We start from the raw sequence: 20992 nt of genomic DNA, 5'->3' as shown, positions 1-20992 counted from the left end.
GGCGGGCCATCAGCTGCGCGCCCGGGTGCGGGGGTCGATGATCCCGTAGAAGAGGTCGACCACGAGGTTGGCGCCGAGCACGGCCAGCGTGATGAACAGGAAGATGCCCTGCATCAGCGCGTAGTCGTTGTTCGTCACGGCCGAGAGGAGCTTGCCGCCGATGCCCGGGTACGAGAACACCTGCTCGGTGACGATCGAGCCGGAGACCACGAAGCCGAGCGAGATGGCGAAGCCGGCGACGCTCGGCAGCACCGCGTTGCGGGCCGCGTAGCCGCGGAGGATGCGGCCCTGGCTGAGGCCCTTGGCCTGCGCCGTGAGCACGTAGTCCTCCGACAGCGTCGACACCATCATGTTGCGCATGCCGAGCAGCCAGCCGCCGATCGAGGCGATGACGATGGTGAGCGCCGGCAGGAACCCGTACTCGACCGCCGACGAGATGAACTGCCAGTTCAGCCCCGGGTCGAGCACGACGTCGTAGCCGCCCTGCGAGGGGAACAGCCGCAAGGAGGTGGCGAGCACGTACACGAGGATCAGCGCGAGCCAGAAGTAGGGCACCGCCGCCAGCAGCGTGGTGGCCGGCACGAGCGAGTCGAGCCAGGTGCCCGGCTTCCAGCCGACGAACGCGCCGAGCAGGACGCCGAGCCCCGCGCCGATCACGGTCGCCAGGCCGACGAGGACGATCGTCCAGGGCAGCGACGACCCGATGACCTCGGTGACGGGGGTCGGGAAGTAGCCGACCGAGATGCCGAGGTCGCCCTTGAAGATGTTGATCAGGTAGTTCCAGTACTGCACCGGGAGCGGGTCGGAGGAGTCGCCTCCGAGGAGGAGCTCGTACGCCTTGCGGGTGTCGGGGGTGACGATCCCTCCGCGTTGCTGCAGCTTCGCCAGCAGGATGTCCACCGGGTTGCCCGGCAGCAGCCGGGGGATCAGGAAGTTGATGGTCAGCGCGGCCCACAGGGCGACCGCGTAGAAGCCGAGCTTCCGGACGAAGTAGTTCACGTGTCCTCACCGGTCCTCACGACGACGAGCTCCTCCTCCGCCACGGCTACTCGCCGACCGGCTTCAGGGACTTGAAGATGATCGAGTTGTCCGGCGAGGCCCAGATGGCGGGGAACGCGTAGAGGTCGTCCATCGTGGGCCAGCCGGTGAACTTCGACGAGTGGTACTCGCTCGTCGTCCCGCCGGTGAGGACGGGCACGTAGGGCATGTCCTCGACGATCGCGGCCTGGATCACGTCGAACTGCGCCTGGCGCGCCTCCGTGTCCTCGGGGTTCGTGGCCTTGAGGGCCTCGAGCGCCGCGTCGACCGCGGGGTCGCTGAAGCGGGCCATGTTCGTCGGTGCCGCCTCGCCGACCGCCGCCGTGTAGGCGGTGTTGAAGTACTGGTCGTAGAGGTAGTACGGGTCGGACGCGGCGCCCTGGCCGAGCGAGTCGATGGCGAGCTGGTAGTTGCCCTTGCTCTTCTTGTCGGTCCACTCGTTCCACGACGACTGCGACGCGGTCAGCGAGATGCCAGCGGCCTTGAGCTGCTGGCCCATCGTGTCGATCGCCGTGATGTAGTCGGTCCAGCCGGTGACGACCTCGACCGTGAGCTTCAGCTCCTGGCCGTCCTTGGCGTAGATGCCGTCGGCGCCCTTCTCGTAGCCGGCGTCCTCGAGCAGCGACGAGGCCTTGTCGAGGTCGGGGGCGGACGGGGCGACGGGCTCGGCGACGGCGCTCGAGATGAGGTCCTCCTGAGTGCTCGTCAGGGCGAACGTGGGCGACACCTCGCTGGCGGTGTCCTGGAACGCGAGGGAGTTCACCTGGTCGCGGTTCAGGGCGTAGTAGATCGCCTGGCGGACGGCCGGGTCGGTCTGGGGGCCCTCGCAGCCGAGGTCGGCGTTCGAGCAGGTCATCAGGGCGACCTGGTTCTGCGGGATCGTCACGGCGTCGTAGCCGGGGTAGTTCTTCGAGACGTTCTGGATGTCGGGCACCGGGCCGGTCTGCCAGTCGACCGTGCCGGCCGCGAGCGCGTCGGCGCCGGCGGTGTTGCCGGAGAGCGACAGGTAGCGGACCTTCTTGACCGCGGGCTCGCCGCCCCAGTAGCTCGGGTTGGCGGCCAGCGTGAAGGCCTGCGCCTTGAAGTCGTCCATCGTGTACGCGCCGGTGCCGACGGGCTCGGCGATGACGTCGGTCGTGGGGTCGATGTCGCTCCACAGGTGCTCGGGCACGATCGGCGTGCGGCCGAGCAGGGCCGGGCCGGTCACGAACGCCGGGTGGTCCCAGGTGAAGGTGACGTGCGTGTCGTCGGCGGCGGCGACCGTGCCGTCGAAGCCGTTGGTGTTGATCGAGGGCGTGTCGAGCAGCATCTCGAAGGTGAAGACGACGTCGTCGGCCGTGAAGGCCTCGCCGTCGGACCAGGTGGCGTCGTCGCGCAGGGTGACGTCGAGCTGCGTGCCCTCGTCGTTCCAGGTGTACTCGCTGCCGAGCAGGGGCTCGTAGGCCTCGGTGTTGACGTTGGTGACGAAGAACAGCGACTCGTAGATCGCGCCGATGCCGCCGATGGACGACGGCGAGTACGGGTTGAAGTTGATCTGGTAGTCGCCGGCCTGGCCGGTGTAGACGACGAGCGTGTCGCTCGGGCTGCTCGAGCCCGAGCCGCCGGCGGAGCAGCCGGTGAGGCCGAGGGTCAGCGCGGTGGCGGCGGCTGCCGCCCCGATCGCCCAGGCCCTGCGGACGGGCCTGCGGCCCGTGGTTGCGCGGAGGAACATCGTTGATCCTTTCCCAGGGCGCGACCACTCGGGGCAGTCGACGCCGACTTCGTTGTCACAGGCGGGCTGGGCCGCGCTGTCGGGTCATTGTTACCCGACTAAATTAAGTCCGTCAAGTTTGTGGGAGCAAGCCTCAGGAACCGTGACCGGACCGTTGCCGGACGCGCCACGCGCGAGCGTCGAGGAGGCGCAATCCAGGAACGGGGGCGGCCGCGGTCCTGACTGGTGCACGATTCAGGACCGCGCCTCCCCCCGTGGCGGGGCTCAGGACCGATGTTCCTGAATGAGGAGGGGGCAGGTCAGCGGCGCGGGGGCGCCGTGGTGCCGCGCACCACGATCTCGCTGTCCGGGGCGCGGACGAGCATCGCGGGTCGCCCGTCGAGCATCGCGAGCACGGTGCGCGTCGCCGATTCCCCCAGCGACGGCACGTCGCGGCTCACCACGGACAACGGCGGCGTCGCGAGCTGGCAGAGGGGCGAGTCGTCCCACGCGAGCAGCGAGAGGTCGTCCGGCACGGAGACGCCGAGGTCGGCCGCCGCGGCCAGGCCGCCCACCGCCATGGCGTCGTTGTCGTAGACGATCGCCGTGGGCTGCTGCGCGCCGCGCAGCAGCCGGCGGGTCTGCGCCTCGCCGCTCGCCTCCGAGTAGTCGCCCGGCAGGACCAGGCCGCTCGCGCCTCCTCGTCCGACGGTGAGGTCGAAGGCCTCGGAGCGCGCCCGCGTGTGGCCGAGCTCGACGGGCCCGCTGACCCGCCCGATCACCGAGTGGCCGAGGCCCACGAGGTGCGCGACGGCCTGGCGCATCGCGCCCCGGTCGTCGACCTCGACGGTCGAGACGCCCCCGCCCTGCGGCTCCTGGCCGAGGACGACCGTGGGCAGCCCGAGGGCCGCGAGGACGGGCAGGCGTGGATCGTCGTCGACGAGGTCGGCGAGCACGACGCCGCGGACCCAGCCCTGGGCGGCCCAGCGGCGGAAGCAGGCGAGCTCGTCGTCGTGGTCGGCCACCAGCTGCAGCAGCACCGTCGCCCCGGCCCGCGTCGCCGCCGCCTCCATGCCCGCGAGGAACGCGGTGTGGAACGGGTCGATCCCGAGGCTGAAGGGCGCCCGGCGCTGCACGAAGCCGATGGCCGGGAGGGAGGGAGGCGCGCCGTCCGTGCCGGCGCCCACGGGCGGGGACACCAGTGAAGTATCGCCCACCGCGAGGACCACGGTCGACCTGCGGAGCCGAGGAGGCGCCTCCTGCGTCACGAGGCCGGTCAGGACCTCGGTCAGGGCGCCACCGCCAGCAGCAGGCCGTTCGCGTGCCGGAGCACGCCCCGACCCACGAGCGCCTGCGGCTCGACGTCCACCGCTCCCTCGACGCGGAACGTCGCCGACTGCCCCGCCAGCAGGGTGACGAGGCCGCGGTCGACCGTCGCCTGCGGGTCGAGGACGTCGACCAGCAGGGTGACGTCGCGGGCGTAGCTGCGCGCCGTCACGGTCACGAGCCAGGCGTCGCCGTCGCGGGCGACCTCGGTGGCGACGGGGTCAGGGTCGAGGCGCTGGTCGACGACCTCGGCCGCGTCCCAGACCGCCCGGCCCGAGCCGAAGCCGGGCAGCACGGCGACGAGCAGCTCGGCGACGGGGTCGAGCGCGTCGACGAGCGCGGACGGCACCGCCAGCTCGACGCTGCCCCGGGAGCCGACGGCCCCGGGCACGACGACCTCGTCGAGCACGTCGCCCGCGAAGGTCGTGCGGCGCAGCACGACGTCGCCTGCCCACGCGTCGTCGACGTCGTTGAGCAGCACCACGGCGAGCGAGTCGCCGCGCGGCTGGATCGTCGCGAGGCGCGGCGCGTAGCAGTCGCGCAGGGCGAACCAGAGCGGCTTGCGGTGCTCGTCGAAGTCGACGGCGGCCCACGAGGTGACGGGCCAGTCGTCGTTCAGCTGCCACACGATCGTGCCGGTGTTGAGCGGCGCGAGCGACCGGAAGTGCTCGATGCCGAAGCGGATCGCGGCGGCCTGGTTGAGCTGCGTGGCCCAGTGCCAGTCCTCGATCGTCGCGGGGGCAGGCAGGTGGCCCTGCATGCCGCGCTCGAGCTTGAGGTTGCCCTCCTCGGCCTTCTGGTGCACGAGCATCTGGTGGCCGTACGGGTCGAGCGGCTCGTCGTGCACCGAGCCGACGAGCGTCGACCAGGCGGGCGGGCCCTGGAACCCGAACTCCGAGACGAAGCGGGCCGGGTACTCGCGGTAGGCCGTGTAGTCGCGCCGGTTCCAGACGTCCCAGATGTGCATCGTGCCGTGGCGGTGGTCGTTCGGGTGCACCTCGTCGTCCGACGCCACGGGGTCGCCGAACGAGAACGGGCTCCCCGGCGAGTAGGCGCGGGTGCCGTCGAGCTCGGCGACGAGCCGCGGCAGGAGGTCGCGGTAGTAGCCGTCGCCCCAGGTGCGGCCCTGCAGCTCCGCCTTCCAGCCCCAGTCGACGAAGCCCCAGATGTTCTCGTTGTTCCCGTTCCAGATGACCAGCGACGGGTGCGGGCTGAGCCGCGTGATCGCCTCGCGGGCCTCGGCCTCGACCTCGACGGCCAGCCAGTCCTCCTCGGCGTAGGCCGCGCAGGCGAAGAGGAAGTCCTGCCAGACGAGCACGCCCGCCTCGTCGCAGGCGTCGTAGAAGTCGTCCGACTCGTAGATGCCGCCGCCCCAGACGCGCAGCAGGTTCATGTTCGCCTCGGTCGCGTCGGCGACGCGACGCCGGTAGCGGTCGCGGTCGATCTCGGTGACGAACGCGTGGTCGGGGATCCAGTTCGCCCCGCGCACCTGCACGACGCGCTCGTTCACGAGCACCACGAAGGGCGTGCCGTCGGCGTCCGGCGTCGTGTCGACGCGCACGGTGCGGAAACCGACCCGCGACGCCCAGGAGGCGGTCGTCGCGTCGGGCGCACCGCCTCCTGCGCCGTCGTCGGCCGGCGTCGCGGTCACGCGGACGCCGTACAGCGGCTGGTCGCCGTGGCCGACCGGCCACCAGAGCCGCGCGTCGGGGACGACGAGCTCGAGCGCGGCGTCGGCGGTGCCGGCCGCGACGACGACGCTCGCGTCGGCCACCCGGTCGCCCTCGGGCGAGGTGACCTCGACGGCGACACTGTGCTCGCCGGTCGTCACGCCGTCCCACTCGAGCGCGACGCGGGCGTCGAGGGTGCCGGTCGTGCCGGTCGTGCCGGTCGTGCCGGTCGTGCCGGTCGCCTGGGGCGCCCCGTCCACGCCGACGAGCGGACGCACCGAGGCGATCCGGACGCCGGACCACGAGTCGAGCCCGATCGGCCGCCAGATGCCGGCGCCGGCCACGTCGACGCCCCAGTCCCAGCCGAACGAGCTGGCCTGCTTGCGCAGCATGTTGAAGGGGTGGTGGTTGACGTGGGGCAGGGCACCGTGGAGCGCGACCCGGGCCTCGGCCTCGGCGACGGGGGCCGCGAAGGTGACGGTGAGCACGTTCCGCCCCTCGACCAGCGCCTCCCGCACGTCGACGCGGTAGCTGCGGTGCTGGTTCTCGGTCCGGGCGACGACGCGGCCGTTGAGCTCGACCACCGCGACGGTGTCGAGGCCCTCGGCGACGAGGTCGTGGCGGGCGGACCCGTCGTCGTGCCAGGTGAACGTGGTCGAGAAGCGCCACGAGGTGTCGCCGATCCACTGCTGGGCCGACTCGGCGTCGCCGTCGAACGGGTCGGTGATGAGGCCGGCGGCCAGCAGGTCGGTGTGCACCTGGCCCGGCACGGTCGCCGGGACTCGTCGGCCGGCCACGGCGTCGGACACCGGACCGGTGACGGCCTCGACGGTCCAGTCGTCGTGCAGGGGGGAGAAGACCATGGTGTCCCTTTGCGTCCAGGGATCTCCGACCCCTTCGTCAAGCAGCCTAAGTAAGCCGCTCAGACCATAGACTACGGGTTGGAGGTACCACATGGTCAACCCGCGCCTGCTCTCGAGCGCCCCGACGAGCCGCGGGCTCGCCTTCGACCTGATCCGCTCGCAGGGTCCCATCAGCCGGGTCGAGCTCGCGGAGCGCACCGGCCTGACGCAGGCCACGATGTCGAACGTCGTGCGGCAGCTGATGGTCGACGGGCTCGTCGTCGAGGCGGGCCGCCGCGAGTCGACCGGGGGCAAGCCGCGCACCCTGCTCAGCATCGACCCGCTCGCCCGCTTCGCGCTCGGCGTGCAGCTCGGCGCGGACGCGGTCACGGTCGTCCTCACCGACCTCGGCGGGGCCATGGTCGGCCGGCTGCGCACCCACGGCGTCTACGGCGAGGCGCCCGACGCCGCGGTCGCGCGCATCGCCGCCGTGGTCGCCGACTTCCTCGGCGGGCTGGGCGTCCCCGCCGAGCGCGTCGCCGGCCTCGGCCTCGTGACCCCGGGGCCGATCGACCTCCGCCACGGCAGCATCCACGGCGCTCCCCCGTTGGAGGCGTGGGCCGGGTTCCCCCTGGTGAGCGCCGTCACCGAGGCCACCGGCCTGCCCGTCGTCCTCGACAACGACGCCACCGCGGCGGCCATCGGCGAGTTCTGGGGCGGCTCCGTCGCCGACTCGGCGGCGCACTGCACCGTCTACTACGGGGCGGGCATCGGCGCGGGCATCGTGCTCGACGGCGTCGTGTTCCGCGGGGCCAGCTCGAACGCCGGTGAGCTCGGGCAGGTGATGAGCCGCGCGCCCGGGCCGTTCCTGGCGAACACGACGGTCGAGAAGCTCGCGGGGCCGGTCGGCGTCGCGCTCCGGGCCCGCGCCGCGGTGGCCGCCGGGCGCGAGGCCGGCTTCGCCCTCACCGGCCTGACCGATCCCTACGCCGACTTCAGCGTCGTCGCCACGGCGGCCGTCCACGGCGACCCGCTCGCCCTCGAGCTCATCCGCGACTCCGCCGAGCACCTGGCCGCGGCCGTCGTCTCGATCGCCAACGTGCTCGACCTCGACTCGATCGTCCTGGCCGGCCCCAACCTCGCCATCGCCGGCGCCCTCTACCTCGAGGCCGTCCGGCGACGCGTCGACGAGGACTTCTTCGCCCGGGCCGCCCACGGCGTCAGCGTCGAGCTCTCGGCGTACGTCGCCGACGCCGCGGCCGTCGGCGGGGCGGCACTCGTGCTGCAGCGCGAGATCACGACCCGCTCGGCCGGCGCCGCGCCCAGCAGTCCGTCCGCGCCCGCGAGCCCGTCCTCACCCGCCAGCCCGTCCGCTCCCCCCGTCCCGCCCACTCCCCCGGAGGCACCGTGACCAGCTCGACCGCACCCTCGTCCTCGTCGTCCCTCACGTTCCCCGAGTCGACCGCGACCCCGCTGCGCGGCGGGCCCGCCTTGCGCTGGGGAGTGATCGGCACCGGCGAGATCGCGGGCGACTTCACCGACGCCCTGCACGCGCACACCGACCAGCGGGTCGTCGCCGTCTCGTCGCGCACGCTCGACAAGGCCGAGCGCTTCGCCGCCTCCCACGGCGTCGCCACCGCGGTCGAGGGGCAGGAGGCGCTGGTCGCCCTGGCCGAGGTCGACGTCGTCTACGTCGCCACGCCCCACACGAGCCACGTGCCCGACGCCCTGCTCGCGATCGGCGCCGGCAAGCACGTGCTCATCGAGAAGCCGTTCGCGACGACCACGGAGGAGGCGGACCGGCTGATCGCCGCCGCCCGCGCGGCCGGGGTGCTCGCCATGGAGGCCATGTGGACGCGCTACGTGCCGCACAGCACAGTGCTCGCCCGGCTTCTCGCCGACGGCGCGATCGGCGACGTCCGGCTCGCGACGGCCGACGTGGCCTGGGCCAACGACCTGTCGTCGGGCGGGCGCATGGCCGACCCGTCCCTCGGCGGCGGCGCGCTGCTCGACATCGGCGTCTACGCCGTCTGGTTCGCCCAGTTCGCGATCGGCCGGCCGGTCGACGTCCGGGCCACGGGCACGACCCGCGCCGACGGCGTCGACCTCGAGGCGGCGATCGCGCTCCGCACCGCCGAGGGCCGCGTCGGCACGGCGGTCACGAGCCTGCTCACGACGTCGCCGGGCCTCGGCACGATCAGCGGCTCGACCGGCACGGTGCGGATGCTCGAGCACCTGGTCTTCCCTGCCTCCTTCGAGGTGTCCACCGCCGCCGGCACGGCGACGTGGCGGGACCCGTCGGTGCTGCGGGGCCGGGACGGGCTCGCCTACGAGGCGACGGCGCTGGCGGCGTTCGTCGCCGAGGGGCGCACGGACTCGCCGCTGCACTCGCTCGACGACGCGCGGTCGGTGACGGCCGTGCTCGAGGCGACCCGCGCCTCCTTGACGGTGGTCTGACGCCGCTCGCCGGCGCCTCCTGGTCCCTACGAGCGGGGCACCCGCACGGTCAGCCCACCCGGCTCGATCCAGGTGCGGAAGCCCGTGGCGACGCCGAAGCCGTCGCCGTCGACCTCGATGTCCTCGGGTGCCTTCAGCTCGACCTCGATCTGCTTCGCCTTGACGTAGCGCAGCGCCTCGTTCTCGGTGCCCGGCAGCTTGTCGGCGAAGGGCAGGCGACGCACGACGCCGTTCTCCCAGAAGACCTTGTAGAGGATGTGGGCCCAGCCGCGCACGCCCTTGGGACGCAGCAGCAGGATGTCGAACAGGCCGTCGTCGATCGCCGCGTCGGGCAGCAGCACGATGTTCGCGGGCAGGGCGCCGCAGTTGCCCACGATGATCGTGTGCGCGTGCATGTCACGCTGCTTGCCGCCGTCGATCCTGTAGCGGAACACGAGCTGGTTCTCGTCGCGCAGCGTGGCGACGAGCGCCTTCACGTAGGCGAGCCAGCCGACCTTCTTCTTCAGGTCGTCGTCGGTGTTGGCGAGCATCTTCGCGTCGATGCCGAGCCCGGTCATCACGACGTAGACGTGCTCGCTCGACGAGCCGTCCTCGCGGCGGATCTCGAGCATGCCGAGGTCGATGTCGCGGTCCTCGCCCGAGAAGGCGGTCTCGAGGGAGTTGTCGAGGTCCTCGAGGGTGAGCTTGAGGTTGCGGGCGAGCAGGTTGCCCGTGCCGCTCGGCAACAGGGCGAGCGAGGCGTCGGAGGCGTGGACCGTCTCGGCGACCGCCCTCACGGTGCCGTCGCCGCCGGCCGCGATGACCATCGTCGCCCCGGCCTCGAGGGCCTCGCGGGCGGGGCCCTGGCCGGCGTCGTCCTCGCTCGTCTCGAACCAGAGCGTCGTGCCCCAGCCGGCGGCGCCCTCGGCACGGGCGACCGCGGCCTTCACCGCGTCGAGGTCGATCTTGATCGGGTTGTAGACGACCGCGGCGACCCGTGTCGCCTGGGACGCCGCGGAGTCGGTCGACGCGTCGGTCGAGGAGGCGGTGGCGGCGTCGGCTCCGGACGTCACGGGGGGCGTCGGGTCGGTGTCAGTGGTCACCCGTCGATGATGCCACCGCGACGGCGCGGCGGGCCGGGGCGGGGTCCGCCGCGATCGCTGTGCTCCCGTCGATCGTGGTGCTCTCCGCAATTCAGGAAGTCACGACCGCGGAGTCCTGAATCGTGCACGGATCAGGACCGCCGGTCCTGCACAGTGCGAACTCAGGACTCAGCATCCTGAATGAGGAGAGGGAAGGGGAAAGCAGGAAGGGCGGGTCACGCGTCGACGGAGGGCACCGAGGCGGTCGCGATCTCGACGCCGTCCGCACCGCGCACCTCGACGGCGACGACGTGCTCGCGCAGCACCGCCGCGTTCATCCGGCAGTCGATGGTCACGTCCGTGCCGAGGAACGCCCCCGACTCGTGCTCGGCACCGGTGTCGTCGACGACGACGACCGAGAACGCCTGCCCGGTCGGCAGGCCGTCGACCGTGAGCACGGTCTCGGTGCCCCAGGTGTGCGCCACGAGGTCGCCGTCGACGGCGACTCCCGACGGCTCGCCGGCGAACGCCACGTGCTCGACGGCGCCGAGGGTGCCGGGCGGGCCGGCGACGTGGGCGTCGCGGGTCGTCGCGGCGAGCACGCCGCCGCCGACGCCGACCGCGACGCAGGCCGCTGCCCCGAGCACGGTGAGGGCCACACGGCGCGACCGGCGGGGGCGCAGGGGGACCACGGGGGCCGACGCGGGCTCGGGGAGCCGAGCCGGGGCGCCCGACGCGACCGCCGCCTCCTCGGCTCGGCCTGAGGGGTCGGTCTGCTCGGCTCGCTGCGCGGCGACGGCGGCGGCCGGCTCAGCTCGCTCAGCCGCGCCGGCCGCCCCGTCCCGGGCGACAGCCGACTCGACCCGGTCGCGCAGCGCGGCGTCGGCCGGGGCGTCCTGCCAGGTGCCGACGGGCCCGAGCCGCGCCACGACCCCGCCGAGCGAGGCGATCTCGTCGTCGACGGTGGGGTCGACGACCCGCAGGGCGTCGAGCTCGACGGCCTCCGCGGGCGACAGGTCGGACGCGAGGGCGGCCGCGATCAGCTCGGCACGACGGTCGGACTCGGAGCCCGCCGGGTTCACTGCGCGGTCGGACGTGGGGTCGGTCACGAGAGGTTCTCCCCGTCGTCGAGGTGGGTGCGGAGGGCACGCAGGGCGTAGAAGCAGCGCGTGCGGAGGGTGGCGACCGGGACGCCCGACACGTCGGAGAACTCCTGGTAGCTGAGCCCGGTCAGGTGGACGGCGACGACGACCTCGCGGTGCTCGTCGCTGAGGCGCGCCAGCCCCTCGACGATGCCGAGCCGGTCGAGCGGGTCGGCTGCGGGGGCCGCCTGCTCGGGCGCGTGCTCGTCGGGCACCAGCAGCGGGGTGCGCTGACGGGCGCGGTGCACGTCGAGCACCACGCGGCGCTCGATCGCGAACAGCCAGGTGCGCTCGCCGCCGCGGGCCGGGTCGAAGGAGGCGCGGGCACGCCAGGCACGGAGGAACGTCTCCTGCACGCAGTCCTCCGCGAGGGCGCGGTCGCGGAGGGCGTTGACGGCGAAGCCGAGCAGGGCCGAGCCGTGCTCCGCGAAGGCGGCGGACACGTCGAGGCCGGTCGGGGAGGTCTGCGGCGAGGGGGTCTGCGTCGAGGGGCCGGGCGTCGGCTGGCTCATCGGGCTCCCCTCCTGCGTGCCGGGACGCGTGACGACGAGCGACATCCGGCTCCTCTCAGCCTACGGGGCGGCTCCCGGCGGACGACGGCGAGCTCTCGAGAGGGAGTACGTCGCGGAGCCCGTGCGCGTTCACCGGCACCTGGTCCCGTCTGCGGCGCCGCGCCACCTCGGCGCAGACCTCAGAGCTGGTCGTCCTCAGAGCTCGCGGACGAGCCCCGGGATCTTCTCGCGGAAGGGGAAGAACCCCCGGGAGGCGTGCGGCCACGCGACGCCGTCCCACCGTCGGCGCACGGTGACCAGGGCGATCCCCTCGGACGCCAGCGCGGGGCGGAGCGCCTCGAGCCGCTCGTGGACGGGGCCGACGGGGGCGTAGGGGACGACCACCGTGTCGAGTCCCTCGGACCGCGCCCAGCTGACGACGGAGCCGGGCTCCGCGTCCGCCAGGACCTGTGCCGCTCGGCCGCTCGCGTCGCGGGTCCGCTCCGCGGCGTCCGCGAGGGCTCCCGACGTGAAGGCGACGACGGCGTCCGAGACGCCGCCAGGGGACCGCTCCCCCGGGTCGGCGGCCACCGCCGCGGCCACCACCTCGCCGACGAGGTCGGGCCGCTCGGCGAGCAGGCTGCTCGCCTCGAGGTCCTCCTCGTGCAGCAGCAGCCCCGCCCGGTCGCCGACGGTCCCGACGACGTCGTCGGGCTCGACGGCGGTCCGAGACGAGAACGGCTCTTCATCGAGAGCGCGGGCCGTCGTGGCCAGGCCGCTCGGCGAGAAACGTCCCTCGGTGAACCGGGAGATGTTCGAGGCCGTGGCGAGGTACGTCTTGCCCCTGGTCTGCAGACCGGCGACCCACCTCCACGACAGGGTGTTGGAGGCGGCGTCGCCGTCGAGCAGGTGCCGGTAGAAGAAGTCCGCGCCGAGCTGCCAGGGCAGGCCGAGCGTGAAGACCCAGATGCTCGCGAACCACATGCGCGTGTGGTTGTGCAGGTAGCCGGTGTCGACGAGCTCGCGCACCCAGGCGTCCATCGCGTCGATGCCGGTGCGCCCTGTCACCGCGGCCTCGTACCCGTCGGGCAGCTCGCCCGAGAGCAGCTCGCCGACCTCGAGCCGGTACCGCCGCCACACCTCCGGGTTCTGCTCCAGCCAGCCCTTCCAGTAGGTCCGCCAGAACACCTCCTGCACGAACTTCTCGGCTGCTCCGAGCGTGTGGTCCTCGAGGACCGCGGCGACCACCTCGTGCTCCGTCAGGAGGCGGTGGCGCAGGTACGGGGACAGCCCCGAGACGTTGTCCCTCGAGGGGCCCAGGTCGAGGTTGCGGTCGCGGGCGTAGGCCCGGCCGGCGCGGGGGACGAAGTCGTCGAGCGCGTCGAGGCCGGCGGCTCTGGTGGGGATGGACACCCGCCCATCATGCGACTCGGGGTGTGGCGGACGCTGACCACGACCGCCTCGTCGTGCGCAGCGGCAGCCGCAGCCGCAGCCGCAGCCGCAGGCTCGTCAGAACTTTCTCGCGCCGCCGGTGAACGCCGGACGGGTCGTCGTCGTAGGCCCTCGTGACAGGCGTCGTCCGACCGGGCGGCGTGACGCGCCGCCCCCGACGGGCCGGCGTCCACGAGAGGCAGAGGAAGCATGACGATGAAGCGTTCCGTCCGACACCTGACCATCGGAGGCGCGGCCGCGGCCGCCGCCACCCTGATCGTGGCCGCCCCGGCCGCGGCCGAGACCACCGTGCCCGAGCCCAGCTCGTTCACCAGCGCCTTCACCGTCATGGCGACGCCCGACCAGGTGATCAACAACGACGGCGTGGCCGTCGCCGGCGAGCCCGGGGCCACCGGCACCTTCGACTTCCGGATCAACTCGGACACCGAGGTGATCTGCTACGACATCACCCTGACCGGCGTCACGGGCGACTACCAGAGCCCGGCGAAGACGGCGACGCACATCCACCAGGCCGCGGCCGGCCAGCCCGGCCCGCCGCGCATCGCGTTCCCGAACCCGACCGACGCGGACGGCGACGGCGTGCGCGAGGCCAGCGGCTGCCTGCAGGGCCCCTTCACCACCGGCGTGATGAACGACGCGGGGGCCGACACCGGCACCGGCTTCACGCTCGCGCAGATCGAGGCTGACCCGGCCGGCTTCACCGGCGACTCGCACACGGCCTCCTTCGCCGCGGGCGTCGTCCGCGGCCAGCTGACCCAGGTGCCGGTCGGCGGCGTCGACACGGGCGCCGGCGGAGCGGCCTCGGCCGTCGCCGCGGGCGCGTCGGCCTCGTCCGGCACGGACAGCGGCGCACTCGTGGGCGCCGCCGCGGTCGGCGGCCTCGTGCTCGTCGGCGCGACCGGGTTCGTGCTGCGTCGTCGGGCTGCCGCACGGGCATGACCCCTCAGGCCGGTGCGCGTCGGGCGGGCGGCTCCCTGCGGGGGGCCGCCCGAGCGGCGCGCCTCGGCGGAGGCCGGACCGTCCGTGGGCTCTCCCTCGGTCTGGGACTGGCCACCGTCCTCGTGCTGACGGGGTGCGCGTCGAGCGAGGCCGAGCCCGCGGCGTCGAGCCCTCCCGGGTCGGCGGCGAGCGATCCGCCCTCCTCCCCCGCACCTCCTGCGACGCCGTCGTCGGCCGCGCCCGCACCCGCGCCCGCCGTGACGAACGGGGCGGAGCCTGCCCGCGTCGCCGTGCCGGCCATCGAGCTCGACGAGCCCCTGATCGGCCTCGGCATCGCCTCGACCGGCGCCATGGAGGTGCCCGTCGACGCCGACGAGGTCGGCTGGTTCACGGGAGGCGGGCGTCCGGGAGGCCGCGGACCGACCGTCATCGCCGCCCACGTCGACTCGACGTCGGGGCCGGCGGTGTTCTTCCGGCTCTCGGAGCTCGTGCCGGGCGACGAGGTGACCGTGACGACCGTCGAGGGCACCGCGGTGCGCTACGTGGTGGACGAGGTCGTCGACGTGCCCAAGGCGGAGTTCCCGACCGCGCGGGTCTTCGGTGCCCAGCCGACCGACCAGCTGCGGCTGATCACGTGCGGCGGCGTCTTCGACCCAGGCTCGGGCCACTACGACCAGAACCGCGTCGTCTTCGCGTCGCCGGCGGCCTGAGCGGGTCGCCGCGCGCCTCCTCTCGGCTCAGGCAGGCGTCGTCAGAGAGGGCCGGGCCGCAGATGCGGCCCGGCCCTCTCGGCGTGGTGTCCGGGGCGTCCCCGGCAGGGGTCAGCGGCGACGCGCCCGGCGGTGCGCCGTGACGACGAGCGCCGTCCCGACCGCGGCGAAGAGCAGCGCGATCAGCGCCGGCGCGAGGGGCTCGTCACCCGTGAACGCGAGCGACGAGTCGGACGAGCTCGGCGACGACGGCTGGCGCGTGGGCGAGGCGGCGGCCGGCGTCGCACGCGTCACCGGGGTGACGGCGGTCGCGGCCGGAGTCGTCGTCACCGGCGTGGTCGCGGCGGGCGTGGTCGTCACGGGCGTGGTCGTGACGGGCGGCACCTCGACCGACGGGTTCGTCCCGGCGGGCAGCGTCGGGATCGGCGGCGTCGTCACGGGCGGCGTCGTCACCGGCGGCGTCGTCACCGGCGGCGTGGTCACCGGCGGCGTCGTCACCGGCGGCGTCACGACCGGGGGCAGGTCGGTGCCGTCGGCCTCGCCTCCGGCGCTGGCCTGACGGGTGACCGACTGAGCCGGGAACGACTGGGGGGTCGCGCCCTCGGTGCGGGCGAGCACGGTCACGGCGCCGTTCGAGAAGCTCTGCGCCGCGCCCGTCCCCGTGGCGGCGGCGAAGTCGACCGGGGCGACGAGGCGGTAGAAGTGCCCGGCCGGCGCCGAGGGCCACGTCACCGTGACCTGGCCGGGGGTGCACGTCACGGAGGCGGCGGGGACGGCGAGCGGCTTCGACGAGCCCGCCACGTAGAGACCGCGGGCGTCGGCCTGGCGGTCCTGGAAGCTCAGCGAGCCGCAGGCGAAGGTCCAGGTCTGGCCTGCCGGACGGGTGTCCGTCGTCGTCGCCGTGGCGAACGGGCCGACGGGCGTGTCGATGCGGTACTCGAGGGCGCCCAGCGGGTTCGTGCGCCCCTGGTCGGCCCGGGTGAAGACGCCGTACTTCGAGGCGTTGAGGTGGCTGCCGACCGGCCCGACGGGCGTGACCTGGGTGGTGAAGGTCGCACCGCCGTCGACGACGGAGGTGAAGGGCGACGCGACGCCCGAGGGCGTCGTCGCCGAGTCGAAGGACGACTCGATGAAGGCCGAGCCGCTCACGTTCATGTGCGTCTGCACGAAGTCCGTGAAGGTCACCACGAGACGGATGCCGGCGGCCGTCTTCACGACGACGGCGTTCGCGACGACCGCGCCGCTCTCGAGGTCGAGCACGGGGAACGTCTGGGGCAGGTCCTTGAGGCGAGGGCTGAGCTGCACCGTGAACGAGTCGCCGGCGACGGCGTCGGCCGGCACGGTGAAGTCGAGCGTCGTCGTGACCTGGGCGCCCTGCTCGGGTGCGGTCGGCGTGACGGCGATGTCGGTCACGGCACCGGGCAGGTTCGTGCCCGGCGCCGGGGCGACGGCCGCAGCGGCGGCGACGGGCTCGGCGGCGGAGGCCGGAGCGACGACGCCGAGGGCGAGGCCGCCGGTGGCGAGCGCCAGGGCGACGGCCGCGGCGAGGCCCGCACGGCGACGAGGCCGGTGCGGGGACGAGGAGGCGACGGGCGCCTCCTGCAGGACGGTCGGGTTCGGGAGGAGACGCGGATCGGCGACGATCCCACGGGTTCTGGGCATTCGGGTGCTCTCTGTCGGGGGCCCGCTCGGGTGTGGCGGCGGCGCGACGAGCCCGTGGACACGCCGGTGGGTGGCCGACGAGACGTTCGGGTGGGGCTCGGCGCGGCTGCTGCCGCGGGACGATGAAATCTAACCCCCCGGACGGGGGTACCGGCCCGTCTGTCGTCCGATGCTCACCCGTATCGGGGGGTAATTAACCCGCGGCGGACGTGCGTGCTGCCCCCGGACCACACCGGTCACCCCGACCGCGTGCGGGCTCAGCGGTAGTGCTGCTCCCCACGGGCCGCCTTCTCGACGACGTCGCGGACACGGGCCGCCCGCACCGCCGGCGTCTTGATCGACGCGAGCCGGAAGAACACCCGGAACCGCTCGGTCTTCGTCAGGCCGGCGAAGAACGCGGCCGCGGCCGGGTCGGCGTCGAGCGCGGCCTGCAGGTCGTCGGGCGCGACCGCGTCGCGTTGCCGGCACGCGGCGTCCCACCGGCCGTCGGCCTTCGCGCGCTCGACCTCGGCGAGCCCCGCCGGCTGCATCCGCCCCTCCGCGACCAGGCGCGCGACGTGCTCGCGGTTGACCTGCGACCACGGGCTGTTCCGTCGTCGCGGCTGGAACGCGGTCAGCATGTAGTCGTCGTCGAGCCGCGCGCCCTGCCCGTCGATCCAGCCGTGGCAGAGGGCGACGTCGAGCGCCTCGGACCAGGTCATGCCGGGGGCGCTGCTCGTCTTCTTGCGGAGCTTCAGGCGCACGCCGACGACGTCGTCGGTGGCGGCCAGCCACTCGCGCCACTGCTCGACGGTGAGGTCGAGCACGGGCTTGTCGGCGACGCTGACCATGGAGCGAGGGTAGCGGCGACGGCCGACAGGGCGCGACGGGCTCAGCTGCTCGGCGGCTCGGCGGCTCAGCGGCGCTCGCTGTCGAACGAGTGCAGCCCGAGCTCGCGGCTGAGCCCCTCCATCAGCGCGGCCCCGCGGACGCTGGTGCCGAGCGCGTCGAGCGGCGGGCTGTACGACGCGGCCCCGAGACGTCCCGGAGCCGAGAGGACGAGCGCGCCCGAGACGCTCGACTTGGCGGGCACCCCGACCTGCCGCATCCACCGGCCGGAGCCGTCGTAGACCCCGCAGGTCGCCATCACCGACACGACGTCGCGGGCGATGGCGGCCGAGACGACCTGCTCGCCGGTCACCGGGTTGCGTCCGCCGAGCGCGAGCGTCGCGCCCATGACCGCGAGCGCCTCGGCGTCGACGAGCACGGCGCAGGCACGGGCGTAGGCCGAGACGGCGTCGTCGGCCCCGACGTGCAGAGTGCCCTCCGAGCGCATCAGGTGCGCCAGGGCGTGGTTGCGGTCGCCGAGCAGCATCTCCGAGCCGGCGACGTCGTCGTCGACCTCGAGCTCACGGCCCGCGAAGGCGACGAGGCCGCGGAGGGTCCGCTCGGCACGGCCGTCGGCGTCGCCGCCGTCGACGAGCGCGGCGGTCAGCAGGGCGCCCGCGTTGACCATGGGGTTCGGCGGACGGCCGGTGCCTCCCTCCAGCTTGATCGCGTCGAAGGCCTCGCCCGTCGGCTCGATGCCGACCGCGTCGATCGCCGCACCGTCGGTGTCGGCGAGAGCGAGGGCGAACAGGAACGGCTTGACCGCCGACTGGATCGAGAACAGCTGCCGCGCGTCGCCCGCCGTCGTCACGGAGCCGTCGGGCCGCGCCAACGCGATGCCCAGCCAGCCCGGCTCCGCCTCGGCGAGCTGCGGCACGCTGTCGTCGACCTCGCCGCCGTCCACGTCGCGGACGCCGTCGAGCAGCGCGGCCAGCCGCGCCTGCAGATCGTCGTCGTGCTCACCGCCGGCCCGTCGCGGGGAGGTGGCCGAGGAGGCGCGGGTCGAGGAGTCGGGATCGGTCACGCCCCCATCCTCCCGCGTCGCCCTCCTCCGGGCCCGGCCGAGCGCGATCGGCCAGACTGGGCCGGTGAGCACCCCGCACGACGCCGTCGAGATCCGCGCCCTGCCGTACGACCACCCCGACGTGCAGCAGCTCGTCGAGGGGCTGCAGCAGCTCTACGTCGAGCTGTACGGCGGACGCGACGACAGCCCGATCGACCGCTCCGAGTTCGAGCTGCCACGCGGCACGTTCGCTGTCGCCTACGACCCGGCGGGCGACACCGCCGGGCGCTCGGCCGACGACGCACAGACGCCGGTCGCGATGGGCGCCTGGCGCCTCCTGCCTGATGGTCGCGCCGAGCTCAAGCGCATGTTCGTGCGGCCTGACCAGCGCGGGCGCGGTCTCTCCCGGCTCGTGCTGGGCTGGCTCGAAGAGTCCGCCCGCCAGGCCGGGGTCGTCGACATGGTGATCGAGACGAACACGGTGCACGCCGAGGCGATCCGGCTCTACGAGTCGGTCGGCTACGCGCCGATCCCCGCCTACGGGCACTACGCGGACGAGCCGGAGACCGTGTCGCTGGGCCGGTCGCTCGCCGAGCGCGACTGAGCCGGAGCCGGCCGCCCCGGCCCGCGCCTCCTCAGCCCTGCTCGAACCAGCCGCGCGGGTGCATGTCCGCGGTCAGGTCGCGCCGCACCTGCGTCGGCCGCGCCCAGCGAACCCCGTTCGCCAGCACCCGCCGGATCTCGGGCTGGTGGTACACCGGGTACTCCTGGTCGCCGGGCGAGAAGTAGAACAGCTTGCCGAGCCCGCGCCGCCAGGTCGCTCCCGAGCGGAACACCTCGCCGCCCGTGAACGTCGACAGGAAGATCAGCTCGTCCGGCGTCGGGATGTCGAAGAACTCGCCGTAGGTCTCCTGCTCGGGGATGACGAGCGGGTCGGGCACGCCCTCGGCGATCGGGTGCGTCGGCGCCACCGTCCAGACGAGCTCGCGCTCGGCCTCGTTCCGCCAGCGCAGCGAGCAGGTGGTGCCGAGGAGGCGCGTGAACGGCTTCGAGTAGTGCCCGCTGTGCAGCACGATCAGCCCCATGCCCGCCTGGACGTGCCGCACGACGCGCTCGACCACCTCGTCGGCCACCTGGTCGTGGGCGATGTGCCCCCACCAGAGCAGGACGTCGGTGGCGGCGAGACGCTCCTCCGTGAGGCCGTGCTCGGGATCGGCGAGGGTGGCCGTCGAGACGTCGACCTCGTCGCCGAGCAGCTCGACGAGGCCGTCGGCGACGGCGCCGTGGATGCCGTGCGGGTAGTTCCGGGCGACCGTCTCGTCACCCCGGGTCTCGTGGACGTTCTCGTTCCAGACGACGACCCGCGTCCGGGCGGTCGTGCCGGTCGTGCCGGTCGTGCCGGTCTGGCCGGTCGTGACGTCGCTCATCGGACGCCTCCCTCGGAGTCGGTGCGCACGCCCGCGTCGACGTCGTCCTGCGGCACCTCGACCTCGCGGCCCTGCTCGGCCGAGGCGTAGATCGCGTCGACGACGCGGCTGCGGTGCAGCGCGTACTCGCCGTACCGGCCCTGGTAGCGGGCCTCGCCGCCCGCGGGCGCCGCGCCTCCTGCGGGCTGCCCGCCCGGCTGCGCCGACGCGCCCGACCGCACCGAGGCGATGAACCCCTCGATGACGGTGCGGTGGTGCCCGGCCGGCACGTGCACGGCGGGCCGGGTCTCGGCAGGCTGCCCGAGCACGTCGGAGTAGAGGGTGAGCGTGCCGTCGGTCGCGTAGTCGTCGACGTGCAGGCGCGCGCCGCCGGTGGCGCCGAGCAGCTCGACCTCGATGTCCTCGTGCACCTTCGAGTACGAGGCCCACGACGCCTGCAGCTGCAGGCTGCCGCCGTCGTCGAGGCGCAGCAGAGCGCTGGAGAAGTCCTCGACGTCGAAGGCGGACCCGGTGGGCGCCGACGAGACGCCGTAGACCCGGCCGCCGCGGCCGGCGGCGCCGAGCACCCCGTAGGCCACGGCGGACACACTCGTCACCCGCGGCTCGCCGAGGAGGTGCAGGGCGATGTCGAGCACGTGCGAGCCGAGGTCGATCATCGGGCCGCCGCCGGACGCCTCCTTGTTCGTGAACCACGAGCCCATGCCGGGCACGCCGGCCCGCCGCATCCAGCTCGCGCGGGCGTGGTAGACGTCGCCGATCGGGTCGTCGGCCAGCCAGTCGGCGAGGAACGCCACGTCGGCCCGGCGCCGGTGGTTGTAGGCGACCTCGAGCACGCGGTCGGCGTCGCGCGCGGCACGCACCATCTCGGCGGCTAGGTCGCCTGTCGTCGCGAGGGGCTTCTCGCAGAAGACGTGCTTGCCCGAGCGCAGGGCCGCCATCGCGATCGGGTGGTGCAGGGCGTTGGGGACGCCGATCGAGATGACGTCCAGGTCGTCCATCGCGACGACGTCCTCCCAGTCGGCGACGAGGCGCTCGACGCCGTAGGCGCTGCCGAGCTCGAGCAGGCGCGCCTCCTCCTGGCCCGCGAGCGCGACGACCCGGGCGCCCGGCAGGGACGAGAACGCCTCCAGGTGGGTCGATCCGGCGAAGCCGAGGCCGATCACCCCCACTCGCAGCTCTGCGGTGTCGGTCGGGCTGGTCTGGTCGGACGTCATC

General features: G+C 73.8%; 18 protein-coding genes. 5 read left to right on the top strand and 13 right to left on the bottom strand.

All coding sequences use genetic code 11. The annotated features are described in order from the left end of the window. Positions 1-9: 9 nt before the first annotated feature. The 4 genes from IFT90_RS03455 to IFT90_RS03440 form a co-directional block, all read right to left on the bottom strand. A complete protein-coding gene (locus tag IFT90_RS03455) occupies positions 10-999 on the bottom strand; it encodes an ABC transporter permease (protein WP_123547952.1) in 990 nt (329 codons plus the stop codon). A 46-nt stretch (positions 1000-1045) separates the two neighbouring features. Further along, positions 1046-2749 carry an ABC transporter substrate-binding protein gene (locus IFT90_RS03450; protein ID WP_192040974.1) on the bottom strand — a complete coding sequence of 568 codons (1704 nt, stop codon included), beginning with the start codon at positions 2747-2749 and terminating at the stop codon, positions 1046-1048. A gap of 299 nt (positions 2750-3048) precedes the next feature. Further along, positions 3049-3927, bottom strand: coding sequence for a substrate-binding domain-containing protein (locus IFT90_RS03445; protein ID WP_192040973.1), 879 nt, complete (start codon positions 3925-3927; stop codon positions 3049-3051). A gap of 89 nt (positions 3928-4016) precedes the next feature. Continuing rightward, on the bottom strand, positions 4017-6587 hold the full coding sequence (locus IFT90_RS03440; protein WP_192040972.1) for a glycoside hydrolase family 2 protein: 2571 nt from the start codon (positions 6585-6587) through the stop codon (positions 4017-4019). Between the two features lie 91 nt (positions 6588-6678). Here IFT90_RS03440 and IFT90_RS03435 point away from each other — a divergent pair, with 91 nt between their 5' ends. Next, complete coding sequence (locus IFT90_RS03435; RefSeq protein WP_192040971.1) at positions 6679-7977, top strand: ROK family transcriptional regulator; 1299 nt, start codon at positions 6679-6681, stop codon at positions 7975-7977. Then, entirely contained in the window at positions 7974-9023 is a 1050-nt protein-coding gene (locus IFT90_RS03430) for a Gfo/Idh/MocA family protein (protein ID WP_192040970.1), read from the top strand. The genes IFT90_RS03435 and IFT90_RS03430 overlap by 4 nt, the downstream gene beginning before the upstream one ends. Before the next feature lie 26 nt (positions 9024-9049). Here IFT90_RS03430 and IFT90_RS03425 read toward each other — a convergent pair whose 3' ends face one another. From IFT90_RS03425 to IFT90_RS03410, 4 genes are all read right to left on the bottom strand, one after another. Further along, entirely contained in the window at positions 9050-10105 is a 1056-nt protein-coding gene (locus tag IFT90_RS03425) for a diacylglycerol kinase family protein (RefSeq protein ID WP_371740980.1), read from the bottom strand. 215 nt (positions 10106-10320) lie between these two features. After that, positions 10321-11193: a hypothetical protein gene (locus IFT90_RS03420; RefSeq protein ID WP_192040969.1), complete on the bottom strand. Its 873-nt coding sequence runs from the start codon at positions 11191-11193 to the stop codon at positions 10321-10323. After that, positions 11190-11783 carry a sigma-70 family RNA polymerase sigma factor gene (locus IFT90_RS03415; protein ID WP_244638599.1) on the bottom strand — a complete coding sequence of 198 codons (594 nt, stop codon included), beginning with the start codon at positions 11781-11783 and terminating at the stop codon, positions 11190-11192. Before IFT90_RS03415 ends, IFT90_RS03420 begins: the two co-directional genes overlap by 4 nt. Before the next feature lie 150 nt (positions 11784-11933). Continuing rightward, entirely contained in the window at positions 11934-13130 is a 1197-nt protein-coding gene (locus IFT90_RS03410) for an FAD-binding domain-containing protein (RefSeq protein WP_192040968.1), read from the bottom strand. Positions 13131-13364: 234 nt separating this feature from the next. Here IFT90_RS03410 and IFT90_RS03405 point away from each other — a divergent pair, with 234 nt between their 5' ends. Further along, positions 13365-14108, top strand: coding sequence for a CHRD domain-containing protein (locus IFT90_RS03405; protein ID WP_244638598.1), 744 nt, complete (start codon positions 13365-13367; stop codon positions 14106-14108). Beyond that, positions 14105-14818: a class F sortase gene (locus IFT90_RS03400; protein ID WP_192040966.1), complete on the top strand. Its 714-nt coding sequence runs from the start codon at positions 14105-14107 to the stop codon at positions 14816-14818. Before IFT90_RS03405 ends, IFT90_RS03400 begins: the two co-directional genes overlap by 4 nt. Positions 14819-14929: 111 nt before the next feature. On the opposite strand, the gene IFT90_RS03395 is transcribed toward IFT90_RS03400, so the two are convergent. The 3 genes from IFT90_RS03395 to glsA form a co-directional block, all read right to left on the bottom strand. Continuing rightward, a complete protein-coding gene (locus tag IFT90_RS03395) occupies positions 14930-16480 on the bottom strand; it encodes an Ig-like domain-containing protein (protein WP_192040965.1) in 1551 nt (516 codons plus the stop codon). Positions 16481-16737: 257 nt separating this feature from the next. Next, the gene (locus tag IFT90_RS03390; RefSeq protein ID WP_192040964.1) at positions 16738-17310 is read right to left on the bottom strand and encodes a YdeI family protein; all 573 of its coding nucleotides are present in this window, start codon (positions 17308-17310) and stop codon (positions 16738-16740) included. Positions 17311-17375: 65 nt separating this feature from the next. Next, the gene (gene glsA, locus IFT90_RS03385) at positions 17376-18371 is read right to left on the bottom strand and encodes a glutaminase A (RefSeq protein WP_371812074.1); all 996 of its coding nucleotides are present in this window, start codon (positions 18369-18371) and stop codon (positions 17376-17378) included. A gap of 64 nt (positions 18372-18435) precedes the next feature. Between glsA and IFT90_RS17260 the strand changes: the two genes are divergently transcribed. Beyond that, positions 18436-18954 (top strand): GNAT family N-acetyltransferase, encoded by a 519-nt coding sequence (locus IFT90_RS17260; RefSeq protein ID WP_199861628.1) that lies wholly within the window; start codon positions 18436-18438, stop codon positions 18952-18954. A gap of 31 nt (positions 18955-18985) precedes the next feature. Here IFT90_RS17260 and IFT90_RS03375 read toward each other — a convergent pair whose 3' ends face one another. Both IFT90_RS03375 and IFT90_RS03370 read right to left on the bottom strand, forming a co-directional pair. Next, complete coding sequence (locus IFT90_RS03375) at positions 18986-19777, bottom strand: ThuA domain-containing protein (protein WP_192040962.1); 792 nt, start codon at positions 19775-19777, stop codon at positions 18986-18988. After that, a complete protein-coding gene (locus tag IFT90_RS03370) occupies positions 19774-20991 on the bottom strand; it encodes a Gfo/Idh/MocA family protein (protein ID WP_192040961.1) in 1218 nt (405 codons plus the stop codon). Before IFT90_RS03370 ends, IFT90_RS03375 begins: the two co-directional genes overlap by 4 nt. Position 20992: the final 1 nt, after the last annotated feature.

The organism is Frigoribacterium sp. CFBP 8766, assembly GCF_014841435.1.
In the GTDB taxonomy this organism is placed as follows: domain Bacteria; phylum Actinomycetota; class Actinomycetes; order Actinomycetales; family Microbacteriaceae; genus Frigoribacterium.
This window is presented reverse-complemented; position numbering and strand designations above follow the sequence as displayed.